At 43.1% G+C, this 20,914-nt stretch carries 17 protein-coding genes; 8 read left to right on the top strand and 9 right to left on the bottom strand.

Features of this window, described 5'->3' with window-relative positions; genetic code table 11:
• Positions 1–17: 17 nt before the first annotated feature.
• The 6 genes from rpe to mfd all read right to left on the bottom strand — a co-directional run bounded on the left by rpe (position 18) and on the right by mfd (position 7,568).
• The gene (gene rpe, locus AAGA18_13670) at positions 18–713 is read right to left on the bottom strand and encodes a ribulose-phosphate 3-epimerase (GenBank protein ID MEM9446387.1); all 696 of its coding nucleotides are present in this window, start codon (positions 711–713) and stop codon (positions 18–20) included.
• 18 nt (positions 714–731) lie between these two features.
• Positions 732–1,115: a VOC family protein gene (locus AAGA18_13665; GenBank protein MEM9446386.1), complete on the bottom strand. Its 384-nt coding sequence runs from the start codon at positions 1,113–1,115 to the stop codon at positions 732–734.
• 119 nt (positions 1,116–1,234) lie between these two features.
• On the bottom strand, positions 1,235–2,542 hold the full coding sequence (locus AAGA18_13660; protein MEM9446385.1) for a hypothetical protein: 1,308 nt from the start codon (positions 2,540–2,542) through the stop codon (positions 1,235–1,237).
• Complete coding sequence (gene pdxA, locus AAGA18_13655) at positions 2,512–3,387, bottom strand: 4-hydroxythreonine-4-phosphate dehydrogenase PdxA (protein ID MEM9446384.1); 876 nt, start codon at positions 3,385–3,387, stop codon at positions 2,512–2,514. The genes AAGA18_13660 and pdxA overlap by 31 nt, the downstream gene beginning before the upstream one ends.
• Positions 3,388–3,411: 24 nt before the next feature.
• Positions 3,412–4,422, bottom strand: coding sequence for a peptidylprolyl isomerase (locus AAGA18_13650; GenBank protein ID MEM9446383.1), 1,011 nt, complete (start codon positions 4,420–4,422; stop codon positions 3,412–3,414).
• On the bottom strand, positions 4,395–7,568 hold the full coding sequence (mfd, locus tag AAGA18_13645; GenBank protein MEM9446382.1) for a transcription-repair coupling factor: 3,174 nt from the start codon (positions 7,566–7,568) through the stop codon (positions 4,395–4,397). Before mfd ends, AAGA18_13650 begins: the two co-directional genes overlap by 28 nt.
• Before the next feature lie 314 nt (positions 7,569–7,882).
• On the opposite strand from mfd, the gene AAGA18_13640 reads away from it, so the two are divergent.
• Positions 7,883–8,545, top strand: a complete 663-nt coding sequence (locus tag AAGA18_13640) for a CAAX prenyl protease-related protein (protein MEM9446381.1) — start codon at positions 7,883–7,885, stop codon at positions 8,543–8,545.
• A 239-nt stretch (positions 8,546–8,784) separates the two neighbouring features.
• Here the strand turns inward: AAGA18_13640 and AAGA18_13635 are convergent, their stop codons facing one another.
• Both AAGA18_13635 and AAGA18_13630 read right to left on the bottom strand, forming a co-directional pair.
• Positions 8,785–8,955: a hypothetical protein gene (locus AAGA18_13635; GenBank protein MEM9446380.1), complete on the bottom strand. Its 171-nt coding sequence runs from the start codon at positions 8,953–8,955 to the stop codon at positions 8,785–8,787.
• A 135-nt stretch (positions 8,956–9,090) separates the two neighbouring features.
• Entirely contained in the window at positions 9,091–10,557 is a 1,467-nt protein-coding gene (locus tag AAGA18_13630) for a cellulose synthase family protein (protein ID MEM9446379.1), read from the bottom strand.
• A gap of 125 nt (positions 10,558–10,682) precedes the next feature.
• Here AAGA18_13630 and AAGA18_13625 point away from each other — a divergent pair, with 125 nt between their 5' ends.
• From AAGA18_13625 to AAGA18_13615, 3 genes are all read left to right on the top strand, one after another.
• Complete coding sequence (locus tag AAGA18_13625; protein MEM9446378.1) at positions 10,683–11,168, top strand: adenylyltransferase/cytidyltransferase family protein; 486 nt, start codon at positions 10,683–10,685, stop codon at positions 11,166–11,168.
• 18 nt (positions 11,169–11,186) lie between these two features.
• Positions 11,187–11,795 carry a phosphoribosylglycinamide formyltransferase gene (gene purN, locus AAGA18_13620; GenBank protein MEM9446377.1) on the top strand — a complete coding sequence of 203 codons (609 nt, stop codon included), beginning with the start codon at positions 11,187–11,189 and terminating at the stop codon, positions 11,793–11,795.
• A 121-nt stretch (positions 11,796–11,916) separates the two neighbouring features.
• The gene (locus AAGA18_13615; GenBank protein ID MEM9446376.1) at positions 11,917–12,846 is read left to right on the top strand and encodes an FHA domain-containing protein; all 930 of its coding nucleotides are present in this window, start codon (positions 11,917–11,919) and stop codon (positions 12,844–12,846) included.
• Between the two features lie 2 nt (positions 12,847–12,848).
• On the opposite strand, the gene AAGA18_13610 is transcribed toward AAGA18_13615, so the two are convergent.
• Positions 12,849–14,369, bottom strand: coding sequence for a phytoene desaturase (locus tag AAGA18_13610; protein ID MEM9446375.1), 1,521 nt, complete (start codon positions 14,367–14,369; stop codon positions 12,849–12,851).
• A 663-nt stretch (positions 14,370–15,032) separates the two neighbouring features.
• On the opposite strand from AAGA18_13610, the gene AAGA18_13605 reads away from it, so the two are divergent.
• Genes AAGA18_13605 through AAGA18_13590 form a run of 4 tightly spaced genes read left to right on the top strand, consistent with a single transcriptional unit; the run spans position 15,033 to position 20,731 of the window.
• Positions 15,033–16,811: a protease modulator HflK gene (locus AAGA18_13605; protein MEM9446374.1), complete on the top strand. Its 1,779-nt coding sequence runs from the start codon at positions 15,033–15,035 to the stop codon at positions 16,809–16,811.
• Positions 16,812–16,813: 2 nt separating this feature from the next.
• The gene (locus tag AAGA18_13600) at positions 16,814–17,746 is read left to right on the top strand and encodes a protease modulator HflC (GenBank protein ID MEM9446373.1); all 933 of its coding nucleotides are present in this window, start codon (positions 16,814–16,816) and stop codon (positions 17,744–17,746) included.
• Between the two features lie 10 nt (positions 17,747–17,756).
• Positions 17,757–18,809, top strand: coding sequence for an FtsH protease activity modulator HflK (gene hflK, locus AAGA18_13595; GenBank protein MEM9446372.1), 1,053 nt, complete (start codon positions 17,757–17,759; stop codon positions 18,807–18,809).
• A complete protein-coding gene (locus AAGA18_13590; protein MEM9446371.1) occupies positions 18,806–20,731 on the top strand; it encodes a cation-translocating P-type ATPase in 1,926 nt (641 codons plus the stop codon). The genes hflK and AAGA18_13590 overlap by 4 nt, the downstream gene beginning before the upstream one ends.
• Positions 20,732–20,914 lie beyond the last annotated feature (183 nt).

The following is a 20,914-nucleotide window of genomic DNA, read 5'->3' as shown; positions in this document are numbered from 1 at the left end:
TGTTGTACTAAAAGTCTCTAGCCGGCTGATGAGACTTCTGTGGCCTTGGAGCGCATTTCCATAACTGCTGCGGCCATATCTTTTTCTTTGAATAAAGCTGTTCCGGCAACAAGAACGTTTGCTCCAGCCGTTACGGAAGGTCCTGCAGTGATCATGTTGACGCCTCCATCCACTTGAATATCAACCTCTAGGTTATGTTGATCACAATATGCACGAGCCAGGCGAACCTTCTCCAAAACTTCGATGATAAATGGTTGTCCACCAAATCCTGGATTGACAGTCATACAGAGCAGAAGATCAATTCGGTGCAGCAAAGGTAGAGCATGTTGAAGCTCGGTTAAGGGGTTGATGGCAAGCCCAACTTTGCACCCCATATCATGAATAATAGTAATTGTTTTTTCCACTTCATGACTGGCTTCAAGGTGAACTGTTAAGATATCTGCTCCAGCTTCGATAAAACTCCTAGCGTATCGATCAGGCTGCTCAATCATGAGATGAACATCAAGAATTAATCCGCCTACTGCTTTACGGAATGTAGGAACGAAATCAACCCCAAAGGAGATGTTGGGAACGAAATGTCCATCCATGATATCTACGTGGAGCCAATCTGCTCCACTCTCTGCAGCACGCTTGGCCTCGTCGAAAAAGTATCCGCGGTCTGCCGCTAGAATTGAGGGAGCAATAATAAGAGACCTGCTATCATTTCTAACCATGGTATTTTGTCCTGACGATCACCTTGCTCTTTGAATTAGCTCGATTTCATAGCCTTCAGGAGCATCTACAAAACCAAAGATACTCCCTGAACTTTTAGAGACAGTAGGACCATCACTTAGAGGGTAACCTTGTGCGGCTGCATGGTTAGCAAAGGCTTCGATGTCTTCTACCTCAAAAGCTAAATGCGTCAAATCAGCCTGCACTTCCACAGGTCCACTGTCTGGAAAATAGCAAATCTCTATTTCTTCATCGCTATTCGGGGTTTTGAGAAAAACGAGTTTAGAGCCACGAGGAGATTCGTGTCTTTTGATTACTTCTAAGCCCAATACTTTTTCATAGAATGCTACGGTTTTATCCAAGTCGTTAACTCGGTACCTGGTATGTAAAAGTTTCTTAACCATCATAACACATTGTAGAGATTAACCTAATCAATTGGCAAAGGTTGTAAAGTTTAAACTCAGAAGGATTTACAAAGGTTTATGCGTATTCCTGTGGAATATTGGTGATTTTCAATCAGCCTTCAAGTCGTTGCGCATACAGGTGTAATAATGGCATCTTGCATGCCATGAATAAGCTTTTTATCTAAAGGACAAATGGTGGCCATGGCCCCTGTTAGATGAGACTTATTTTCTTCGATAAAATAGTAAGGACAGATTCTTACCCTTCCCTTCATGTTCTTAAAAGCATTGCTGGGCTCATCCCAATAAGAAACTTCAAAAGACTGTCCTTTCTTAAATTCTTGGACAATGTATGGATTCGTGGAAAAGGAATCCATCGCTTTGTGAATGGCTTCTTTCCAAACTTCACCACTTACATCCGAACCAAGTAAAACTCCACGGGACCCCCAAGCCAACGCTGAAAAGCCAGATATTTTCAAAATAAGGTTTCGCTGTTTTTGAGAAAACTGACCGACTTCGTTCCAACTCTGAACATTCAATTGAGGCAACACGGCATAAGGAGGTAGGGGGTCAGGATTCACCACCCAACTGTAGGGAATAATTTTTTGTAAGTCTGTCCAATAGCGGCGGCCTAGTTCTCTAATCCAAAAAGATTCTAGCGGTTTTATCCAGAAAAGTGCTAGCCACAGCTTCTCTTCCATAAACGGTTTAAGTGGAGGCGTTATTTGCCTATCAGCACTCCAAGAAGTCCTTAGTTCTTCGAGTGACTCCCAGTCGAAATTTTCAAAAAAGCGATATACGGGTTTATCGCCATATTGATAGCTTTCTGCATCATAGACATTTTCTTTACCCAGTAACCATTCCCATTCTGGCCGGTAATCACTAGCCTCTTGTGATATGACACAATGGTGGTGAGAAAAAAGCCGTTGGACTGTATCTACCATAGTGTGTTCCCCACCAATCGGATCATAGCCCAATTGGCTGTATACTTGATTGAGCCAAGCGGTTAGTCCTACACCACCCGGGACAGAATCAATTTCCGTCAAAGCCCATCCATTTTCTGTTAAGATCAAATCAGGACGAATAAGAACAGGTAATTGATTTTTTAATGCCTTACTTCTAGAAATTTCTACAAGCTCCTGTGGTTTTCCTGCATCTAGCCACTCTGCAATCCAACTTGGGGCCTTACCTTCGCAACTCTGCCTGTAGAGCAAGTTACAGGCTTGCGCGAAGACATGTAAACGGTCTCCCAGCTTCTGTAAAGACTCCAATTGCTCACCGCTCAGTGCAAATGGCTCAGGTGAAATCAACCAGTTTTTTTCAGCAAAGAGACCACTCTCAGGCATTCGCGACTGAATAAATTGAACCTTATCTAGGTCTGTTCTCTGAGCAGAAACAATCATCGTAAAAGTCTTTCCATTAGGCGACATGCAGACATAAAGCTTCTAGGACTTGCTACCCCCTTACCAGCAATATCTACCGCAGTGCCGTGATCAGGTGAGCAGCGCAAGAAGGGTAAACCAAGCGTTAGATTAACACCTTGTTCAAATGCCGCCAGCTTAAAGGGTATCAAACCCTGATCATGATACATACATACCACGGCCGAAAATTCTCCTTTCATAGCTTGCCTAAATATTGCATCCGGCACACATGGCCCATTCATCTCGAAGTCTGGGTACTGGCCTGATAAAGCCTGAATGCTTGGTGCTATCACTTTGCTTTCCTCTTGACCAAATAGGCCTTCTTCCCCGGCATGAGGATTGAGACTACAAATAGCGATGCGCTTCTTAGTAACCTTCATACGGTTCAAAATGGCTACTGTTCTCCTGACTGTAGCCTTGATTTGTTTTTTGCTGAGACTTTTTATCGCCTCTTGAAGTGAGCAATGCGTCGTAACCAATGAGACTTTTAACTTACTGGAAGTCATCATCATGGTAACCTCTTCATTTTTCAGCCCAAACGCCCGAGCGTAAAATTCAGTTTGGCCCGGGAAAGTAAAACCAATCTGATGCAGGGAATGTTTTGCTACGGGTGCATTGACTACCGCGTGAATCTCTCCTCTTTTCAAAAGCTTTACCGATGTATTCAAAGCAGCCAATGCTTTTTGGGCCGATGCTCTATTCAGATTTCCAGGTCGACATTTTCCGGCTGTACCTATGATGCGATAGGAAATGCTTTTTTTTGGTTTCAGCAGTGATAGGCCCTGTTCGATAATCTCCGGGCCTATGCCACCTGGATCACCCAGGGTAACACCAATAACTTTTGGCTGAGACATGGATAGTGATGATGGGGAGGCTAATTAAAAGAACATTTTAATATAGGCCTTAGCTCGCAAGCTATCTAACCATTCTTGCTCGAGTCGGCTCTTCTCACTATTCTCGAGCTCTCTTTCGATATATTCCCTGACTTCAGCAAGAGGCGTCACTCTTGCTTTTCGGAGATCTTCAACTTGTAAGATGTAATAACCTTCCGGAGTCTTGATGATATCACTGTTCTGTCCAGGTCTTAAGCTGAAGGCAACTTGAGAAAGTTCTTTGCGTAAAGTATCCTCGGTTAGCCATCCAACGGCCCCGCCCTTCGATTTAGTCGGTAAATCCGAGTAAGCTTTAGCTAAGCTTGCGAAATCTGAGCCCGTTTGAATTTTTTGCAATAGTTCTTTGGCAATCAAAAATTGAGGATCAACTGCCTGCATCTCACCTGTTATAGGGTCTTTACGCTTTTCGGTGAACAATCCCTTGCGCAATAAAATCATTCTTAACTTAATTTGCTCAGGCTGTAAGAATTCTCTGATGTTCTCTTGATAATGTTGTTCTATCTGATAAGGAGAAATAATAACAGAGGATTGAACATTCTGAGAACGCATGCTCCCAACAATCATTTCCTCTCGAATACCTTGCTTGAATTCAGAAACAGTTTGACCCATAGCTTGTAATGTTCTGATGAATTGTTTTCTATCTCCACCCCACCGTTGAGTAATTCTCCTTTGATATTCGTCCTCAATCACGTTATCAGGCAAGAAGAACCCTTTTTCATGAAAATCTTGTATGATCAACTCTCTCTCGATCAAAGAACGCAAGGTTTTCAACCTTGCTTCTTCGACGAGACGCGCGAACTCTTCATCAGATGCATAACGATTTCTGAGATCTTTTTCTCTATTCTCGACCAGCTTTCTAACTTCACTATAGGTAATAACTTGATCATTTACTACAGCAGCGATACCGTCCGATCTCTTTACTTGAGCATAACCATCTGTTACTACCAAATAAAGTAAGCTACTAATTATCAACGTAATGCGAGTGATTTTATCCATTTTTCAACCTCTTTAAGTTTATCTTTAGGCTTGACTTTGGTCAAGCGAGGAAACTTGTTATCTATCATAACAAAATCAGCCCCTTTTCGGACCATTAATTTCTCGCCCTTAGCCTCCAGGCGCGTAAAACCTGCCTCCTGACCTAAGACCTTGATTTTATAAACTTGAAGGAGACATTCGACCTCCTCTGGCCATCTTCCAAAACGGTCTTTCCACTTTTCGCGTAGATCCAGCCACTGCTGCACGCTGTCAAGTTCAGCCAAATCTCGATAACCTTCCATCCTCCATTTGATGTCAGACATGTAGCCTTGTGTCAATCTTGCCTGTTGCTGTGCAATTTCTGCACTTTCTTCGCCCATGGCAATGAAATCCAGACTTAAACTCATCTCCTGGGTTTCGGCCCGAGCTTCTCCCTTGAGAACGGCAACCGCTTTACGTAGAAGTTTGCAATAAAGATCAAAGCCTATGGCTATAATATGACCACTTTGAGCAGTTCCCAAAAGGTTTCCTGCCCCTCGGATCTCCAGATCACGCATGGCAATTTTATAACCTGACCCCAGCTGAGTATACTGACGAATGGCTTGAACACGTTTACCGGCATCACCTTTCACCAAATCCCTGGGTAGGAGAAGCAACGCGTAAGCACGATTTTGCCCCCTACCCACTCGCCCTCTTAGTTGATACAAGTCAGCCAAACCAAAACGATCTGCTCGATCGATGATAATAGTGTTCGCATTGGGAATATCGATCCCACTCTCGATGATGGTGGTGGCCACTAGAACGTCTGCTTCACCTTGGACAAACTGATTCATAACGTCCTCTAATTGCTTCTCGTCCATTTGTCCATGACCAACGAGTACTCTGCAATCGGGAGCTAACAGTTCAATTTTCTTGGCCATACTCTCAATAGTCTTGACGCGATTGTGCAAGAAATACACCTGACCCTCTCTGGCCAATTCTCGTAGTATCACCTTGCGAATCAAAGGCTCATCATAACCTGTGATAGTCGTTTCTACAGACAAGCGATTCGGAGGTGCTGTCTCTATTGTGCTCATGTCACGTGCCCCCATGAGGGATAGATATAGAGTTCTAGGGATTGGAGTGGCAGAAAGCGTAAGCACATCAATGAGACGAAACATTTCCTTGAATTTCTCTTTTTGTTTCACCCCGAAGCGCTGCTCTTCATCGACAATCACCAGACCAAGATTTTTGTAGGAGACATCTTTTGAAGTAAGGCGATGTGTTCCCACGACAATATCTACTTTACCCGAAGCTAAATCTTTAACGGTAGCACGCTGTTCTGCTCGCGAACGAAAACGACTCAAGCAACCGATGGTAATCGGATAATCTGCCATCCGCTCAAGAAGTGTTTGATAATGTTGTTGAGCAAGCACAGTCGTAGGGGCTAGAAAAGCTACTTGTTTACCGCCCATAACAGCCTTAAATGCGGCCCGGATGGCTACTTCTGTTTTTCCAAATCCAACATCACCACAAATCAAGCGATCCATGGGTTGTTTGGATTCCATATCCATTTTTGTTGCTTCAATGGCTGCTAACTGGTCTGGAGTTTCTTCATATAAAAAGGCATTTTCAAACTCATGTTGCCATTCACTATCTACTGGGAATGGGAATCCTTCTAACGTTTCTCTCTCGGCATGAAGTTTCAGAAGAGATGCGGCGTAGTCCATAATAGCTTTTTCTGCACGCTTCTTAGAACGGTCCCAACGATTGCCACCTAAGCTATCCAAAACGGGGTGCTTTTTTCCTACGCCAACATACTTGGAAATGAGAAAGGATTGCTCAACGGGTACATAAAGCCTTGCTCCCTCCGCAAAAATCAACACGACGACTTGCCTATTTCTGCCGCGCTCATTAGGCATTTCCTCTATTCCACCATAAAGGGCAATGCCATATTCCATATGGACCACATAGTCACCGTCTGAGAGCTCCGTAAATTCTATTTGTTGCTGCCGGCGCTTCACACGGTTGAGTAATTCTTTCTTGCGTAGTGATCTCAAGGTTTGATAGCGCCCGAATATTTCAGCATCCGTTAGAACGATCAGCTTTCCCTCAGGCCAACCGAAACCCCTTAGCAAAGGACTTCGAAAAAAGCGAAGTTTCTTATCTTGATGTTCTAAGGCCTGCGCGAGATATCCCTTTGTTTGAGATTCATGTAGCCACTCTATGAGCCTCTGCTCCTCACCTTCATTTCTGCAACCTACCCAGACCTCCCAATCTTCACAGAGCCAATCCTCCAAATATTCTAGCAGCAACTGCTTGCGATTTTCTTGCAAAACCTGATCCGCTACCGGGCGCTGTAAAAAATCATGGGCAAAGAATTGATCTGCTAATGCTAAAGGCTCCATTTCTTTTTCTTCACTATCAGAGAGATACATGGTCTTGTAAATTGCTCCGATAAATTTCCCAAGCGAAGTGTTCTGTTCATGCTCTGAGCTAGGATCGATTAATAGAACAGAAGCGAAATCAGTCGGCTTAAAAGTCAATTGATCCTCCGGATTAAAATAGCGAATCGAATCCACTTCACTGCCGAACCATTCAAATCGGACTGGGTAATCTGAGTCCCAACTAAAGACATCTAATATGCCTCCGCGCTGGCTAAATTGACCACGAGTCGCGACTTGGTGCTCTTGAATGTAACCACAATGCAAGAGCTTTTCTTTGAGATCTTCCATCTCTATGTTCTCTTGTGATCTGATAGACAAAGCTGAACGACTGATAGTGGCTAATGATGGAACCGATTGCCTCAAAGCCTTTTCCGTAACAAGGACCAATTTTTTTCCTGAATTTGCCAGCTCCTTGAGGACAGCTAGGCGTTCAGATAGTAAATCAGGGTCTATGGAACTTTCTTGAGAGAAACTTTCCACTTCTGGAATAAAGAGAACCTTTGATCCCCAAGCTTCTAAGTCACTAGCAATCTCCTCTTGTTTTCTTATGCTATCCACAACCAGTAAAGTTGTGCCGTCATCGGCTCTGTCTTGGTGCCACATGGATATAGCATATGCTTGGGCACTTGTCGGCATACCAAGCAATGAACACACTTCTTTTGACTCCAAGTCACTGCCCAGCTTCTGGCTCACTGGTGCACTGAGGAGCTTGCTTGGAAGTCTTTGCTGCTCATTTTCCAAACCTTTTTACCCGAATGCAAAAACATACATGAACTCGAGAAATAGTCAGGTTTTTTCATTTGATATATTAGCTAATGCAACACTCAGTAGCCGAAGGCGTTGAAAGGAGAAAAATTTATCAGCAGGCCTAGAAAGCCAAAACTGTATAAACCAGTGCAGTTCATTACCCTTTATACGTCTCCGCATAACTTCTATGGCATCATGCGGGTTAAAAAAGAAACGTGACTTGGCCATGTGACCAGCTAGGTTGCAAATGCCTGATAGCCAGTCAATGATTGTATGTCAGTCTAAACCATAACCCATGAATAGATTACATGTTACTAAAGAAACTAACTTCTCACCCCATTTTTCCCTTCGCCGCTCCCTTTGCCCTCTGGATGCTTTTCATGATCCTCGATGGCATCCATGAACATGCCGTATATGCTACCTATCCCATTAAGACATTAGTGGTTGGACTTTTGATCCTTTACTGCTGGAAGAAGTATCCATCCATGAAATTTAAAGCGCCTCTTCAATCGATTGGAATCGGAATTATAGGCTTTATTATTTGGGTTGGGCTTTTTGATTATCTACCCTCTTACGGGATTGATCAAGAAACCAGTGGGTTCAAACCCTATGAGACTTTTGAAGAGACTCAGATTGCTTTGGGTCTCATTGTTTTTAGAATGCTTGGAGCTGTTTTGGTCGTTCCGATTATGGAAGAGGTTCTATGGAGAGGTTTTGTTCAACGCTTCATAATTAAAGAGGATTTTGAAGCGGTCCCACTTGGACAATATACTCATGCCTCTTTTTGGATCACAACAGGTTTATTCGTTGCTGCTCATGTAGAAGTTGGCGTCGCATTCATTGTAGGAGCTTTATTTGGTTGGTGGTTTATTCGCACCAAAACATTAGGCGATGTCATTTTAGCTCATGCCATTACCAACCTCGCTCTCGGTATCTATGTCTTGTATAGCCAGAATTGGTATTTCTGGTAAGCAAATAGACAGCCTGATTTCTAGCGAAAAGGAGAACAAAAGTACACTTATGACCACCCACAGTCTTTTCTCCGCTCGATCGACATGACCTTACCCTGAGATCGAACCAGAGGATGACAGAATGGATGCGGTAATCTGGATGAACCCTTCTTCATATTACAACCCGATTCAATCGGGTTGTCCAGGGTAAACAAACCATCTATACTTCATGAACTCTCTGATCCAAGCAGACTCCATGCTCAACGCTTTTTGGTTTTTTTAAGCTTAACGATCAAATTTTTGGTGGCCTGCGTGGTGGCTCCTTGATTATCGGTAGCCCCCAGCTTTAGCTTGTAGGTTCCTCCGAGTAAGCCTTGTAGTTTCCCGTGACTGCCTTTCCACAAGTAAGGTGAGCCTCCCTGTTTTCCCATCAACTGGTTATGACGATAGAGTTCCACTGTCTTAACTACCAGATGATATTAGAGAAATGAAACCAACCAGACAGTTGATGCTAACCCCCAGGGAAGAGATTCTAGGAGCACTGCCCCTTGATCCAAGCAAATAGCTTAAGATCTATGGAAATAACACTGTGTTTTCTGCCAAAGGGATAAGAAAGCCACATAGCTAAAACCCATCATGAAAAACAAGAAGTAAGGCAAGGAAGACCAGAGTTGTTGTTGCAAGGCAAAAGCCACATAGTAAATATAAGACAAAGCAACTGCAACCTCGACCAAGCAAAGCAATGAGCCCGAGGAAATATAACTCTTCCTTTTCCATGTTTGGTCCTTGTTGGTAATGCCATATTTGGGTGTTCTGCTAAAGCCGGTGGTATAATTAAGAAGAGCCTCCATGACAGCTTTGGCGTTGTTGATGGAAAGGCCAATACCAATCGCCATCAGCGAAGGCAGATAAAGCACCTTTTTCCACCAAGAAACTTTTAATTCCCATAAAACAACTCCGTAAAAAAGCAGTACGGAGAATGTTGCTAAGACAAAGACACATAGATCAAGGTAAATAGCACCATCTAAGAATTGATCAAAATAGGACAATCCAGGTCGCATAAGCAAAGCCATTATAACCAATAACAGGTAAGCTATATTAGCGGTAAGATGAAAAGTAGCTTCCATCTTTATTTTAAGGGTAACAGGACTACGCCAGATTGTTGGCAAGAGTTTTTTACATGTTTGAACCGCCCCTTTGGCCCAACGGTGTTGCTGTGTCTTAAATGAATTCATGTCTACAGGAAGTTCTGCGGGGGTAATAAGATGGGGCAGAAAAACAAACTTCCAACCCTTGAGCTGTGCTCGATAGCTTAGGTCTAAATCCTCAGTGAGTGTGTCATGTTGCCATCCGCCGGCCTCTTGGATAGCGGTCTTTCTCCAAACTCCCGCAGTACCATTAAAGTTAAAAAAACGTCCGGTTCTATTTCTAACTGTTTGCTCTATGAGCAAATGGCCATCCAACAAAAGAGCCTGCATACGAGTCAAGAAATTGTAGTGCCGATTGATATGTCCCCAACGAGTCTGAATCATACCCACTTCAGGATCAACGAAGTGGTGAATGGTTTTGAGCAAGATGTCTTTCGACGGTAAGAAGTCCGCATCAAAAATTGCCAGGAACTCTCCTTTAGCCACGCGTAGCCCTTCTCCTAAAGCTCCAGCTTTGTAGCCCTGACGATTTTCCCTGTGTATATGAACTGCATCGAGCCCGCGCTTTTGCAGTTCCAGGATCTTAGCCTCAGCAATCTTTTGCGTTTCGTCCGTTGAATCATCTAGGAGCTGAATTTCAAGAAGGTTTTGTGGATAATCAAGCTCAGCCACTGCCTCGAGTAGTCGTTCAACGACATATTTTTCATTGAATATTGGAAGTTGGACAGTGACCTTGGGCAAGCTAGCGAATGTGCCTTTTGCCACCACCGAACGATGGCGCTGTATCAAATACTGCCCTACCAACCAAAATCGATGCGCTCCATAAAGGGATAATCCGAAAAGAACCAATCCATACAATATTGCTCCTAAATCTTCTAACATCATTTCACTTTGAAAATCCTAGCCATGGATTATAAGAGAGGCGAACTTAGATTTCATTTCATTAAATTTTTCATTTTCGGATTGCACTGCCTAGGAGATTGCTGGTTGATTAGAGACGGTCAATAAAAATGCTTGTAACACCCAATATTATACCTACCCCCGAATTGCCCAAATGGCGGCATGAAGTTCGCCAGTCCGGCAAAAAGCTGGTGGTTACCAATGGCTGTTTCGACATTCTGCATCTGGGACATGTCAGATACCTATCCGAAGCGAAAGCCCTCGGGGATTTGCTTGTGGTGGGAATCAATGACGATGCCTCGGTGCAAGAACTAAAAGGCCCCACGCGACCAATCAACCATGAGAACGATCGCGCAGAAATATTGGTCAGTTTAAAGGCGGTAGATGCGGTGACTCTTTTTAGCGGCAAGCGCTGCCATGATTTTCTCGATATCGTGCAGCCAGACATTTACACTAAGGGAGGTGACTACCTTTCGGTTGATGACCTGGACCAGGGTGAGGTGAAAATCATTCGTTCCCACGGCGGAGAAATCGTGATCCTGCCATTAGTGCCTGGTAAATCTACGACGAATATCGTGGCAAAAATGAAAGCCTAATTTGAGAGAATACGCGCTTTGAAAAGTGATACTTCCCCTCCCCTTCGTCTGGGTATACTCGGTTCCGGCCGAGGCTCTAATTTTGTTGCCTTATACGATGCTATCCATGCTGGCAAGGTGAACGCCACTATCCAATTGGTGGCCACGGATTTAGCAGATGCTCCCATTCTCTCAGAGGCCAAGAATCGAAATCTCCGGACTTATGCAACGCCTAGGAGCCAATTTAAGACAAAGTTAGAGACTGAGATAGAGACTGAATTAGCTGAGCAATTAATCGAAGCAGGGGTTGAACTTGTAGTACTAGCAGGTTTCATGAGAGTCGTGAAGTCCCCACTGCTGGAAGCGTTCCCCAGCCGCATTATTAATGTACACCCCTCCCTCTTGCCCAAATTCAAAGGGCTAGAAGCTTGGAAACAAGCATTGCTAGCGGGAGAAAAAGAATCGGGCTGCTCTGTTCACTGGGTCAATGAAGTCTTGGATGGTGGATCAATTATCGCTCAGCAAAAAGTTCCGATTTTAGAAGACGATACGCCCGAAAGTCTCCATCAACGCATACAGGTGCAAGAGCACCAATTATTGCCCGAAGTCATCCAACAAATGGCTATGGGAAAGATCAACCTTGCTTAAGTGTTATCACGGTCTGTGCAAAATCATTAAGAAACCCATTAGACAGGGGAAGATTTTTCACTTACGAAAAAAAATAATTTTTTAGCCTAATTTCATAACAAGTTGGACGATCACTACATAGGTGACTGGAAAGGGACAAGTCATTCAGCAGCTTGAGAAACTTGCCGCGGATTGTGCCGAAGGAGTACTGTATTTAGAGGAGTCTCATTACAGAGGTATGATCTTTTTGAAAGACGCGCATGTTATTCACTCTTATGCTGAAAACGATCATGGAGCACTGGAAGAGGGCTACCATTCGCTGTTGCGTCTATTCGCTTTGAAAGATGCAGTTTGGGAATGGCAAGAGGGCCTGCTGCCGGAAAATGAGAGCATGAAGATCCCCATCAACTATGTTATAGAAGCAGAAGCTGCACTATCCCAAAACATTAATAAAGGGGTGATTCGCGAGACTGCTATGATTACAAGACCTCATAAAGAGATCCGTGATCTAAAACACTGTTCGATTATGGTTCATATTGATAAAGGCTCACTAGAGGGAGAGACTTTTCTGCTGCTTCCTGAGAAAACAACTCTTGGTCGCCGCTTGACATGTGATATTTCCATACCCGATGTCACGGTTTCCATCAGGCACTGCAATTTCTTGATCGAGAAAAATGAAATAATCATTGAAGACTTAGAGTCATTTAATGGAACAAGAATTAACGGCGTTCGCATTAAAAGGCATGTTGTCACCCCTGATGATGAAGTCGAAGTAGGTGAGGTAAAGTTGCATCTCAGTTACGCCGAGAAAGCTAGTATTACGAAACAATTCAATGAGATCACTAAGCGACTTTCAGACAATCAACTAACCGGACCTATTGAAACAGAGGAAAGTGACACACGGACTATGGTCTCGCCAAAAAAGCAACCTCCTTCCCCCTCTCGCCAATCGCCATATAAATCTTCCACCTGGGATAGAATGAAAAAAGAACACGACAACCAACTAAAAGATCCACTGATTCCGAACCCTAGTCCCGATGAGAACTCAATAAAAAAGACGTTTCGCAGATAGTCTTAAGCAACGGTCTCTAATTTTCTCTGGGCATCTCTTTCGGGGGCGTCAGGGATGACTTTTTCCAGTAATTTGGCAGACGAAAGGACCCCTGGGACACCTGCACCAGGATGGGTACCTGCACCAACCAAAAACAAGCCTTTGATATCCTCAGAAACATTGTGAGGCCTAAACCAGGCACTTTGTGTTAACACAGGCTCAAATTGAAAGGCATTGCCTAGGTAGGCATCTAGATCTTGTTCAAAGTCTACCGGAGTTTTGATAATCTTGCTTACGATATGTTTACGCAAATCAGGACAAATCGTCTCTAAGGATTCTAAAATGGATTCAGCATAGCGTTCTTTCTCACTTTCCCAATCGATGTCCCCGCCCAAATGAGGAACGGGTGACAGGACATAGAAACATTCATGCCCATCAGGTGCTAACGATGGATCCGTTCGGGTCGGTGCATGTAAGTAAAGAGAGAAGTCATCAGCTAAGATCTTATGGTCAAAAATATCTTCGATCAGCTCCTGGTAACGTTTGGTGAGAATAATCGAATGATGAGGGATATCTGGGTATGTCCGATTTGTTCCAAAATAAATGAGGAATAAGCCCATGCTGTACTTCATACGCTTTAGGCGGGTGTCAGTCCATTTCTTGCGATGTTCCGGAGCAACCAATTTTTGGTAAGTGTTAGACACATCGCCATTGGATACAACTAAGTCGGTCGCAAATGTTTCATCCCCATTAACCTCTAAGCCTCGAACATGCCCTTCCTCCACCTCTATTTTAGTTATTTTGGAATCAAGTCTTAATGTCCCACCCATGTCTTCAAACAACTTGACAAAACCATTTACTAGAGCGCCTGTTCCCCCCATAGCAAAATGAACCCCCCACTTGCGCTCCAAATATTGAATCATCGCATAAATGGAAGAACTGCGAAAAGGGTTGCCTCCAACTAACAGAGGATGAAAGCTCAGGACTTGTCGGACTTGAGGATCCTTGATGTAAGAAGAAGCAAGTTTGTATACCGACTGATCCGAGCGCAAACGCACAAGATCAGGTGCTACTCGCAACATATCGGTAAAATGAGAAAAAGGTTCATCCGCTAATTCCGTGAAGCCTTTATCAAAAATGTCTTTGGTCTTGGCCACCAGACGCTTGTAGGGTTCCACATCGTTGGGGTTGAATTTTGCGATTTCCTGGCACATCCTGTCCTCGCTACCAGTGTAATCAAAAGTCCTTCCGTCTTCGAAGTAGATCCTGTAAAAAGGATCGTTAGGAACAATTTTAATATAATCTTGTGGATCCCTACCTGTTAACTCAAAAAGCTCATCAATTAGAAAAGGCGCTGTTATAATGGTAGGTCCAGCGTCATAGGTAAAGCCTTGGTCCTTGTAAACATATGCTCGGCCTCCTGGTTGATCGCGCATTTCAAACAGTGTTGTTTCATATCCTTTAGCCTGCAATCGGATGGCCGCCGCTAAGCCACCGAAACCACTTCCTATTACAGCTGCATTTGGCGCTTTGATCTGTATCATATCAAGACGCTAACACAATTTTCTAATACCTCCAAATCCAGAATTTTTGGGACTAACTGTATATGTTTTTTGACCCTTTCTCAATTCGACTCGTTTCAACCCGTATGACAATCGAATTTGCAACAGATATCAAAAAGTCCAATCGACTAGCTAGGAGATCCGATCAAGATGCATTGAGGGATTGTCTTCCGAGATGACTCGATGTTTCTTTGAGATCGAGATCTTGCGGGGATCTCCAAATGTCTATATCAGCATATGGCTTTAGTGATGCTTAATAATTCCACATACATTTTCTGATGAATAGGCCATGGTGCTTCATACAACCTGTCTATACTCTTACTTGACCATTGAATGCCTCTAAAGATCTGTGCGCAGACCCATGATACTTGGATCCCCTTGTATACACCGTTTGAACCTAGGTATGACAAAATGGATGTTTAATTTTTTATTCAAATAGACCTCAGATTTTTATGCCGATTAATTGAGAGAATTTCACGATGACGTTATTGAGAATATCTGCTACAAACAGGCGTTGTTAAAATGTAACTCATCGTTCCTATAACTAATGATCTTTTTAGCAAATTGAAATTTATTACCTATTAATTTTATTAAATAGATTTATTATTTTGTCTAATTAGTTTATACGAATAGTTCTGGTTAAAGATGCATCAGAAATTAAATCTCAAAGAACTAAGTAAGAGCGAATGGCCTACGCTATCAATCTATAGATGGTTGGAAGTCGTATCGTTTGCAAGCTCTGTGCTTCATATTACGCTAGCCAGCGCCTTGCAATGGAATCTTCTTTATTATTTAGGACTTATGAACCTCTGGGTATGTTTCTTAGCAATATATGAGGTTATATTTCGCATAGGGCCTAAAAAATTAGACAGCGTCCACTTTAAATCCGACCAGGCAGATGAGGCAAAAACTGGAAGACGTGGTAAAAGTATTCGCTCATTTTTAGGGGATTCTTTCAGAGTTACACTGCAAATCATCCCAATCTTATCTTCCGGTTTGTTGATCTTGGCACTGGTTCATTTAAATTTAGGCAAAGCGTGGCAAGAGCAGGTCAATTTACTTCGATTAGCTTTGCTGATGGTCATTGGACTGGCATTTGCACAGCATTTTCTCAATCAATTCGTTGCTGCTTTAGAAAGAGAAACCGGCCAACAGTCCCTCGCCCATATGAAGTATTTGGGATATTGGACATTGGTTAGTAGTTTGGGAACTGCTCTCATCGCTGCTCTTTGGCTATATGCTCAAATCGATTTCAGCCAGGTAGTTTGCGTTTTCTTGGGAAGTACCATCGCCGCCATTTCCATTGAGCGCATAATAAGGCTTGTAGGTAGATGGTACCAACCCGATACCTTAAAAGAGACCACTAGCTTAGATGGTAAGGTTTATACTTTAGAATTTTTATTTAAGTATGGAGCACCTTGGAAAAATTTACGAAAACAAATAGAGGAAAGCTATGGAATTGAGTTAGAGGAAATACCCGCATTAAAGATGCTACAAGGGAAACTTGAATGGGCTATTCTTGGGGCAATCCTCGTTACTTGGTTATCAACTTCTTTTACTGTCATTCCTTATGATAGTAAAGGAGTAAGAGTGCATTTTGGTCGTTACCAGGCAGAGCCCATGGAGCCTGGTTTAGCCGTCAGTAATCCTTGGCCCTTTGGAAGTATCAAAAAGATTAAAACAGAAGAGACACGATTTATCTCCTTGGGATTCGAACAAGATCTGGGAACGGCAGTTTTATGGAACGAAAAACACTTCGAAGGTGAATACAACCTACTTGTAGAAGGTGGCAATGCCCTTTTAAGTATTAACGTACCCATTTACTATAACATCAGTGACCCAGTTGCTTACTTAACTCATTCTCAATCTCCAGAGAAAACTTTGATACACTTAGCCTACAGCAAGCTATTAGAATCGACTAGCTATCGCGACAGCTTTGACATCATGCTAACCAGCAGAGAAAATATTACTAATGAAATCGCTGAGGGTCTACAGGAACAAAGCAATCTCTTGGGATTAGGTTTAGAAATCCTTTTTGTGGGGTTAAAAGATATCCATCCTCCAGTAAGCGTCGCCCCAGCATTCCAAGCAGTTGTCAGTGCAGAAGAAGAAAAGTTAGCTCTGATAGAAAAAGCTAAATCATATAAAGCACAAGTGCTTCCCCAAACAGGGCAACAAACCAACCGCATGAGAGTAAAAGCCTCCCAACTTGCTGAATCTCAAAAATTACACGCTGAAGGTGAAGCGAAGCGTTTCATTTTAAATCAACAGCAGCATGAAAAAAGCTCGTACCTCATGGAATCCAAACTTCTTTATGACACTCAACAAAGTGTTTTAAGTAAGTCAGCCAAGATGCTCATGCTAAAGGAACCAGGAGAGACATCAGAATATCTTATGGATCTTAGAACCCACCAATGGAAGTGATCATGATGAAACAAAAAAATAAAATCATACTTAAGCTACCTCTAAGTCGTATGCTAATTATCTTACTGGTGGTCACTTTAATGCTTGTGACCATGTTTAGCTTTCAGGTGCAGCAACATGAATCGGTTGTTGTCACCCGTATGGGTAAACCTGTTCGCACGGTGGAACAAGCGGGCTTTCATTTTCGTCTCCCCTGGCCTATCGAGTCTCTACATATCATCGAGAGACGCCTAGATGCTTACGAGATCAGATTATCTGAGGCTTTAACTCAAGATAAGCGTAATGTCATCCTACCTATTTACGTCGCTTGGAAAGTATCAGATCCTCTGTTATTTCTTAAGTCCCTAGGCGCTCAAGATAATGCTCGACAGAAATTAGATAGCTTAGTCACTAGTGCCAGAAACAGCGTGCTGGGAGGCTATGACTTTTACCAGCTAGTTTCTACATCGCCAGAAGAAGTGAAGATTAGACAAATTGAGAAAGAGATTAAGCAGCTAGTCGTTAACCGAGCAAAAGAAACCTTCGGCGTAGAGATTCTCAACATAGGTATCAAGCGCTTAGCATTACCCGAATCTAATACACGCTTTGTTTTCGAACGTATGCGGGCTGAGCGTTCTCAGTACGCTGCTAAATTTCGAGCTGAGGGAGAAAGGCTTGCCGACGAGATCAGAGCGGAAACGGATACCGAAGCATCTTCTATGCTTGCTCAGGCCAAAAAATTTGCTGAAGAAGAGAGAGGTAGAGGTGAAGCGCAAGCTGCTAAGATTTATGCTGAAGCTCATAGCAAGGACCCAGATTTCTATCAATTCCTCAAAGAACTTGAATTGTTAAAAGCTTCCGTGGATGAACAAACTGTATTGATCTTAGACTCGAATTCATCTGGAGTTCGCCAGCTCAATAACACCACATTTACCAACTCAGATACCCAGGAGTAGATATTACGCTATGAAGCTGCAGATCAGAAAAATCCAGAGCTCTTCTCACCATTCAACAAGTATTGTGATCACTGCCATTAGTTCTAGTGTTCGTTTCTTAAAAATTGCTTTACTGATTGCTGTAATGGTTTACCTGACTTCTGGAATTACCGTAGTCGAACCAGATGAAACAGCCTTGGTGTTTAGATTCGGTAAGATGCAAGAACAAATACATCACTCGGGCTTACTGCTTACTTTGCCAGAACCCATAGACCGCGTTGCCAAAATACCCACAGAAAAAATACATGAAATAGCTCTTACTCAATGGCTAAACAAACCCAAAGCTTTGAATGTCCCCACTCCTATTGCCCGTCCGACACTACATCCAGTCCAAGACGGCTACACACTTACTGGAGATGCTAATATAGTAAGATGTCGCTTTGTATTAAGATACCAAATTGCTAATCCAGCAAACTATCATGTCCAATGCCTAGACCCTCAAGAGACTCTCAAGTTGATCAGTTACAGTGCATCTGCCGAAGCGATCGCAGGTATGGATGTCGATTCTGTTTTATCTTCTGGCGTGAAAAGGCTTAAAGAGGAAATAGCTCAAAACATCCAAAAAGAGGCCAACTATTTAGGCCTGGGTATTCAAATACTGGCTTTTGAAATACCAGAAATAACACCTGCCGAGCAAGTTAAACAAGCCTTTCGCAATGTCACGAGTGCTCGAGTAAAAGCCAGAACACTAGTTGAAGAGGCCAATAGCTACCGAGCACGAGAAATCTCTAGAGCTAAAAGTGAAGCTTACCGTATTCGCAAAGAGAGCTCAGCTCTTGCCAATCAAGTGATTGCTCAAGCAGAGGGCGAAAGCAATGCATTCCTTTCCATACTCAAAGAATATAGCAAACATCCACAGGTTGTTTGGCAACGTCTAAAAGCTGAAGCATCTCAAGCATTCTTTGCTAAAGCTAAAAATGTAACGGTATTACCTAAGGGAAATAACAGTGAGTTTCAGGTTTGGATAGACCCTCAAGTCAAAAAATTGCGCAATCAAATCAATGATCAGAGACCCATCAGATGAGCACCCTAATCTCTTCGATCCCTGTAGAAAAAACCAAGCCGCATGCCCCCACTTACGAACCCGCGCAAAGCAACCTAAAGCTTAGGCTTACTGTTATCATTATCGGCTCTATTTTAATACTGGCTCATTTTCTTATTAGTTGGTTTCGAGCTGGCCAAATAGAATTGGCCAATCTTTTTGCACTGGCTGGAGCAGCGATTGCCTCTTTCCCTGTGATGCTAGATGCTATCAAGGGCATTCAAGCCGGAGGTTTTAATGCAACTAGGTTTTACATGGACCAGTTCATTGCCTTAGCAGTAATCGCTTGCTTCGCCATAGGCGAATATGTAACTGGGGGTGTTGTTGCTATTGTTTTAGTTTTAGGACAAATCCTTGAAGAACGCAGTGCATTAGGTGCAAAAGAAGCTGCTAAAGGCCTGATGAAACTTACCAAAACAAAGGCATCTAGACTCCTCAATGGCAAGGAAGAATTGTTGGAAGCTGAACAACTCCAACAAGGCGATTGTATTGTTCTCCGTCCCGGCGATACAGTCCCAGCTGACGCCACAGTCATTTCGGGAAGTTCAGCTATAGATCAAGCAACTATCACAGGTGAATCCGTGCCTGTTGATGTTTATCAAGGTTGCCAAATATTTGCGGGAACAATCAATAAATCTGGTGTGATACGAGCCGAGGTAAAATCGGCTGGTGACCAGACAGTGTTGGGTCGAGTGAAAGAAATTGTGACAGAAGCTCAGACTTCTGAAGCACCTATCATAAGATTAGCAGAACAATATACACAATATTACACGCCACTCATTCTCATTCTTGCGGGTCTTGTTTTCTTTTTTACTCGTGAAATGGAGCGTGCCATATCGGTTATCATTGTAAGTATTCCATGTGCGTTTGTCTTAGCAAGCCCTTCAGCCATGGTAGCAGCACTGGCCAGTGCTTCTCGAATGGGGATAGTTATTAAGAGCACAAAATTTTTAGAAGTGATCAATGAAATCAGTGTCATTGTTTTTGATAAGACAGGAACATTAACAACAGGACAACTTCGTTTAAATAAAATACTTTCCCATGAGATGTCAGAACACGACCTTTTATCGTTAGCGGCATCCGCTTGTCACCACTCAACCCACCCTTTGTCTCGAGCTATCGTTCAGGAAGCGAAACAGCAAAAACTTCCCTTTAGGGAAACGAGCGATATGAAAGAACATGCTGGCCAAGGCATTCAATCCATGCTCGATGGGAAAGAGCTTTTGGTTGGCAAATTTGAATGGTTGCAAAAAAAGAATGTCCGGGGGATACCCAAACAAATTGAGAATCCTGATAGTGTAGTGGCTGTTTCATTAGATGGTCAATACCGAGGTGTCGTGTTGATATCTGACCAGCTACGTAAAAATGCTCATACGGTCAATACTAATTTACAGAGGTTGGGAATTGTCCAAACAACGATGCTGACCGGAGACCGCGAAATAGTGGCAAAAAAAATTGCTAATGAGCTAGGCCTAGAGAGTTACCGAGCTAACTGCTTACCAGAAGATAAAATGCATGAGATAGAACAGTTATGCACGAACGGTGCGCGTGTCATGGTTGTAGGAGACGGTGTCAATGATGCTCCGGCTCTAGCGGCTGGAAATGTAGGTGTCGCGATGGGGGCACTTGGAAGTGACATCGCCATTCAAACCGCTGACATTGCTTTGATGTCCAATGAACTTGACCGGCTTCCCTCTCTTCTTGGACTCTCTCATCAAACATTGAAGATTATTAACCAAAACCTTCTTTGCGGCTTAATTTTAATTATCATTGCCTTGGTTTTATCTAGTCTTGGGTATATGCCACCTATCATGGCGGCTCTCTTTCATGAATTCAGTGCCTTCTTTGTTATCTTTAATAGTGCAAGACTTTTGCGCTACGATGAAACTTCCTTAGTAGACTGATCCTCTCTTTCAGATCATATTAATCCATGATCTCTGACTTACTTGACCTTCAGGGTGGCCAATGCTTCGGCGCTGGCCCCGTCATTGTCTATCGCCACGAGTTTTAATTGATAGGTTCCCGCGGATAAGTTTTTTAACTTAGCGCCATTATTGCCATTCCAAAAGTAAGGAGAACCTCCCTGT

It is taken from the genome of Verrucomicrobiota bacterium, from assembly GCA_039192515.1.
Taxonomy (GTDB): domain Bacteria; phylum Verrucomicrobiota; class Verrucomicrobiia; order Methylacidiphilales; family JBCCWR01; genus JBCCWR01.
Note: the sequence above shows the minus strand (reverse complement) of the source record. Positions and strands in the feature narration are given on the sequence as shown.

Coding starts and splice junctions, on each gene's coding strand:
- AAGA18_13650 (MEM9446383.1), bottom strand. CDS start 4,422: ATGGATAAAATCACTCGCATTACGTTGATAATTAGTAGCTTACTTTAT.
- hflK (MEM9446372.1), top strand. CDS start 17,757: ATGAAGCTGCAGATCAGAAAAATCCAGAGCTCTTCTCACCATTCAACA.
- AAGA18_13660 (MEM9446385.1), bottom strand. CDS start 2,542: ATGTCGCCTAATGGAAAGACTTTTACGATGATTGTTTCTGCTCAGAGA.
- rpe (MEM9446387.1), bottom strand. CDS start 713: ATGGTTAGAAATGATAGCAGGTCTCTTATTATTGCTCCCTCAATTCTA.
- AAGA18_13625 (MEM9446378.1), top strand. CDS start 10,683: ATGCTTGTAACACCCAATATTATACCTACCCCCGAATTGCCCAAATGG.
- AAGA18_13605 (MEM9446374.1), top strand. CDS start 15,033: ATGCATCAGAAATTAAATCTCAAAGAACTAAGTAAGAGCGAATGGCCT.
- AAGA18_13600 (MEM9446373.1), top strand. CDS start 16,814: ATGATGAAACAAAAAAATAAAATCATACTTAAGCTACCTCTAAGTCGT.
- pdxA (MEM9446384.1), bottom strand. CDS start 3,387: ATGTCTCAGCCAAAAGTTATTGGTGTTACCCTGGGTGATCCAGGTGGC.
- AAGA18_13610 (MEM9446375.1), bottom strand. CDS start 14,369: ATGATACAGATCAAAGCGCCAAATGCAGCTGTAATAGGAAGTGGTTTC.
- AAGA18_13635 (MEM9446380.1), bottom strand. CDS start 8,955: ATGGGAAAACAGGGAGGCTCACCTTACTTGTGGAAAGGCAGTCACGGG.
- AAGA18_13590 (MEM9446371.1), top strand. CDS start 18,806: ATGAGCACCCTAATCTCTTCGATCCCTGTAGAAAAAACCAAGCCGCAT.
- AAGA18_13630 (MEM9446379.1), bottom strand. CDS start 10,557: ATGATGTTAGAAGATTTAGGAGCAATATTGTATGGATTGGTTCTTTTC.
- AAGA18_13640 (MEM9446381.1), top strand. CDS start 7,883: ATGTTACTAAAGAAACTAACTTCTCACCCCATTTTTCCCTTCGCCGCT.
- AAGA18_13665 (MEM9446386.1), bottom strand. CDS start 1,115: ATGGTTAAGAAACTTTTACATACCAGGTACCGAGTTAACGACTTGGAT.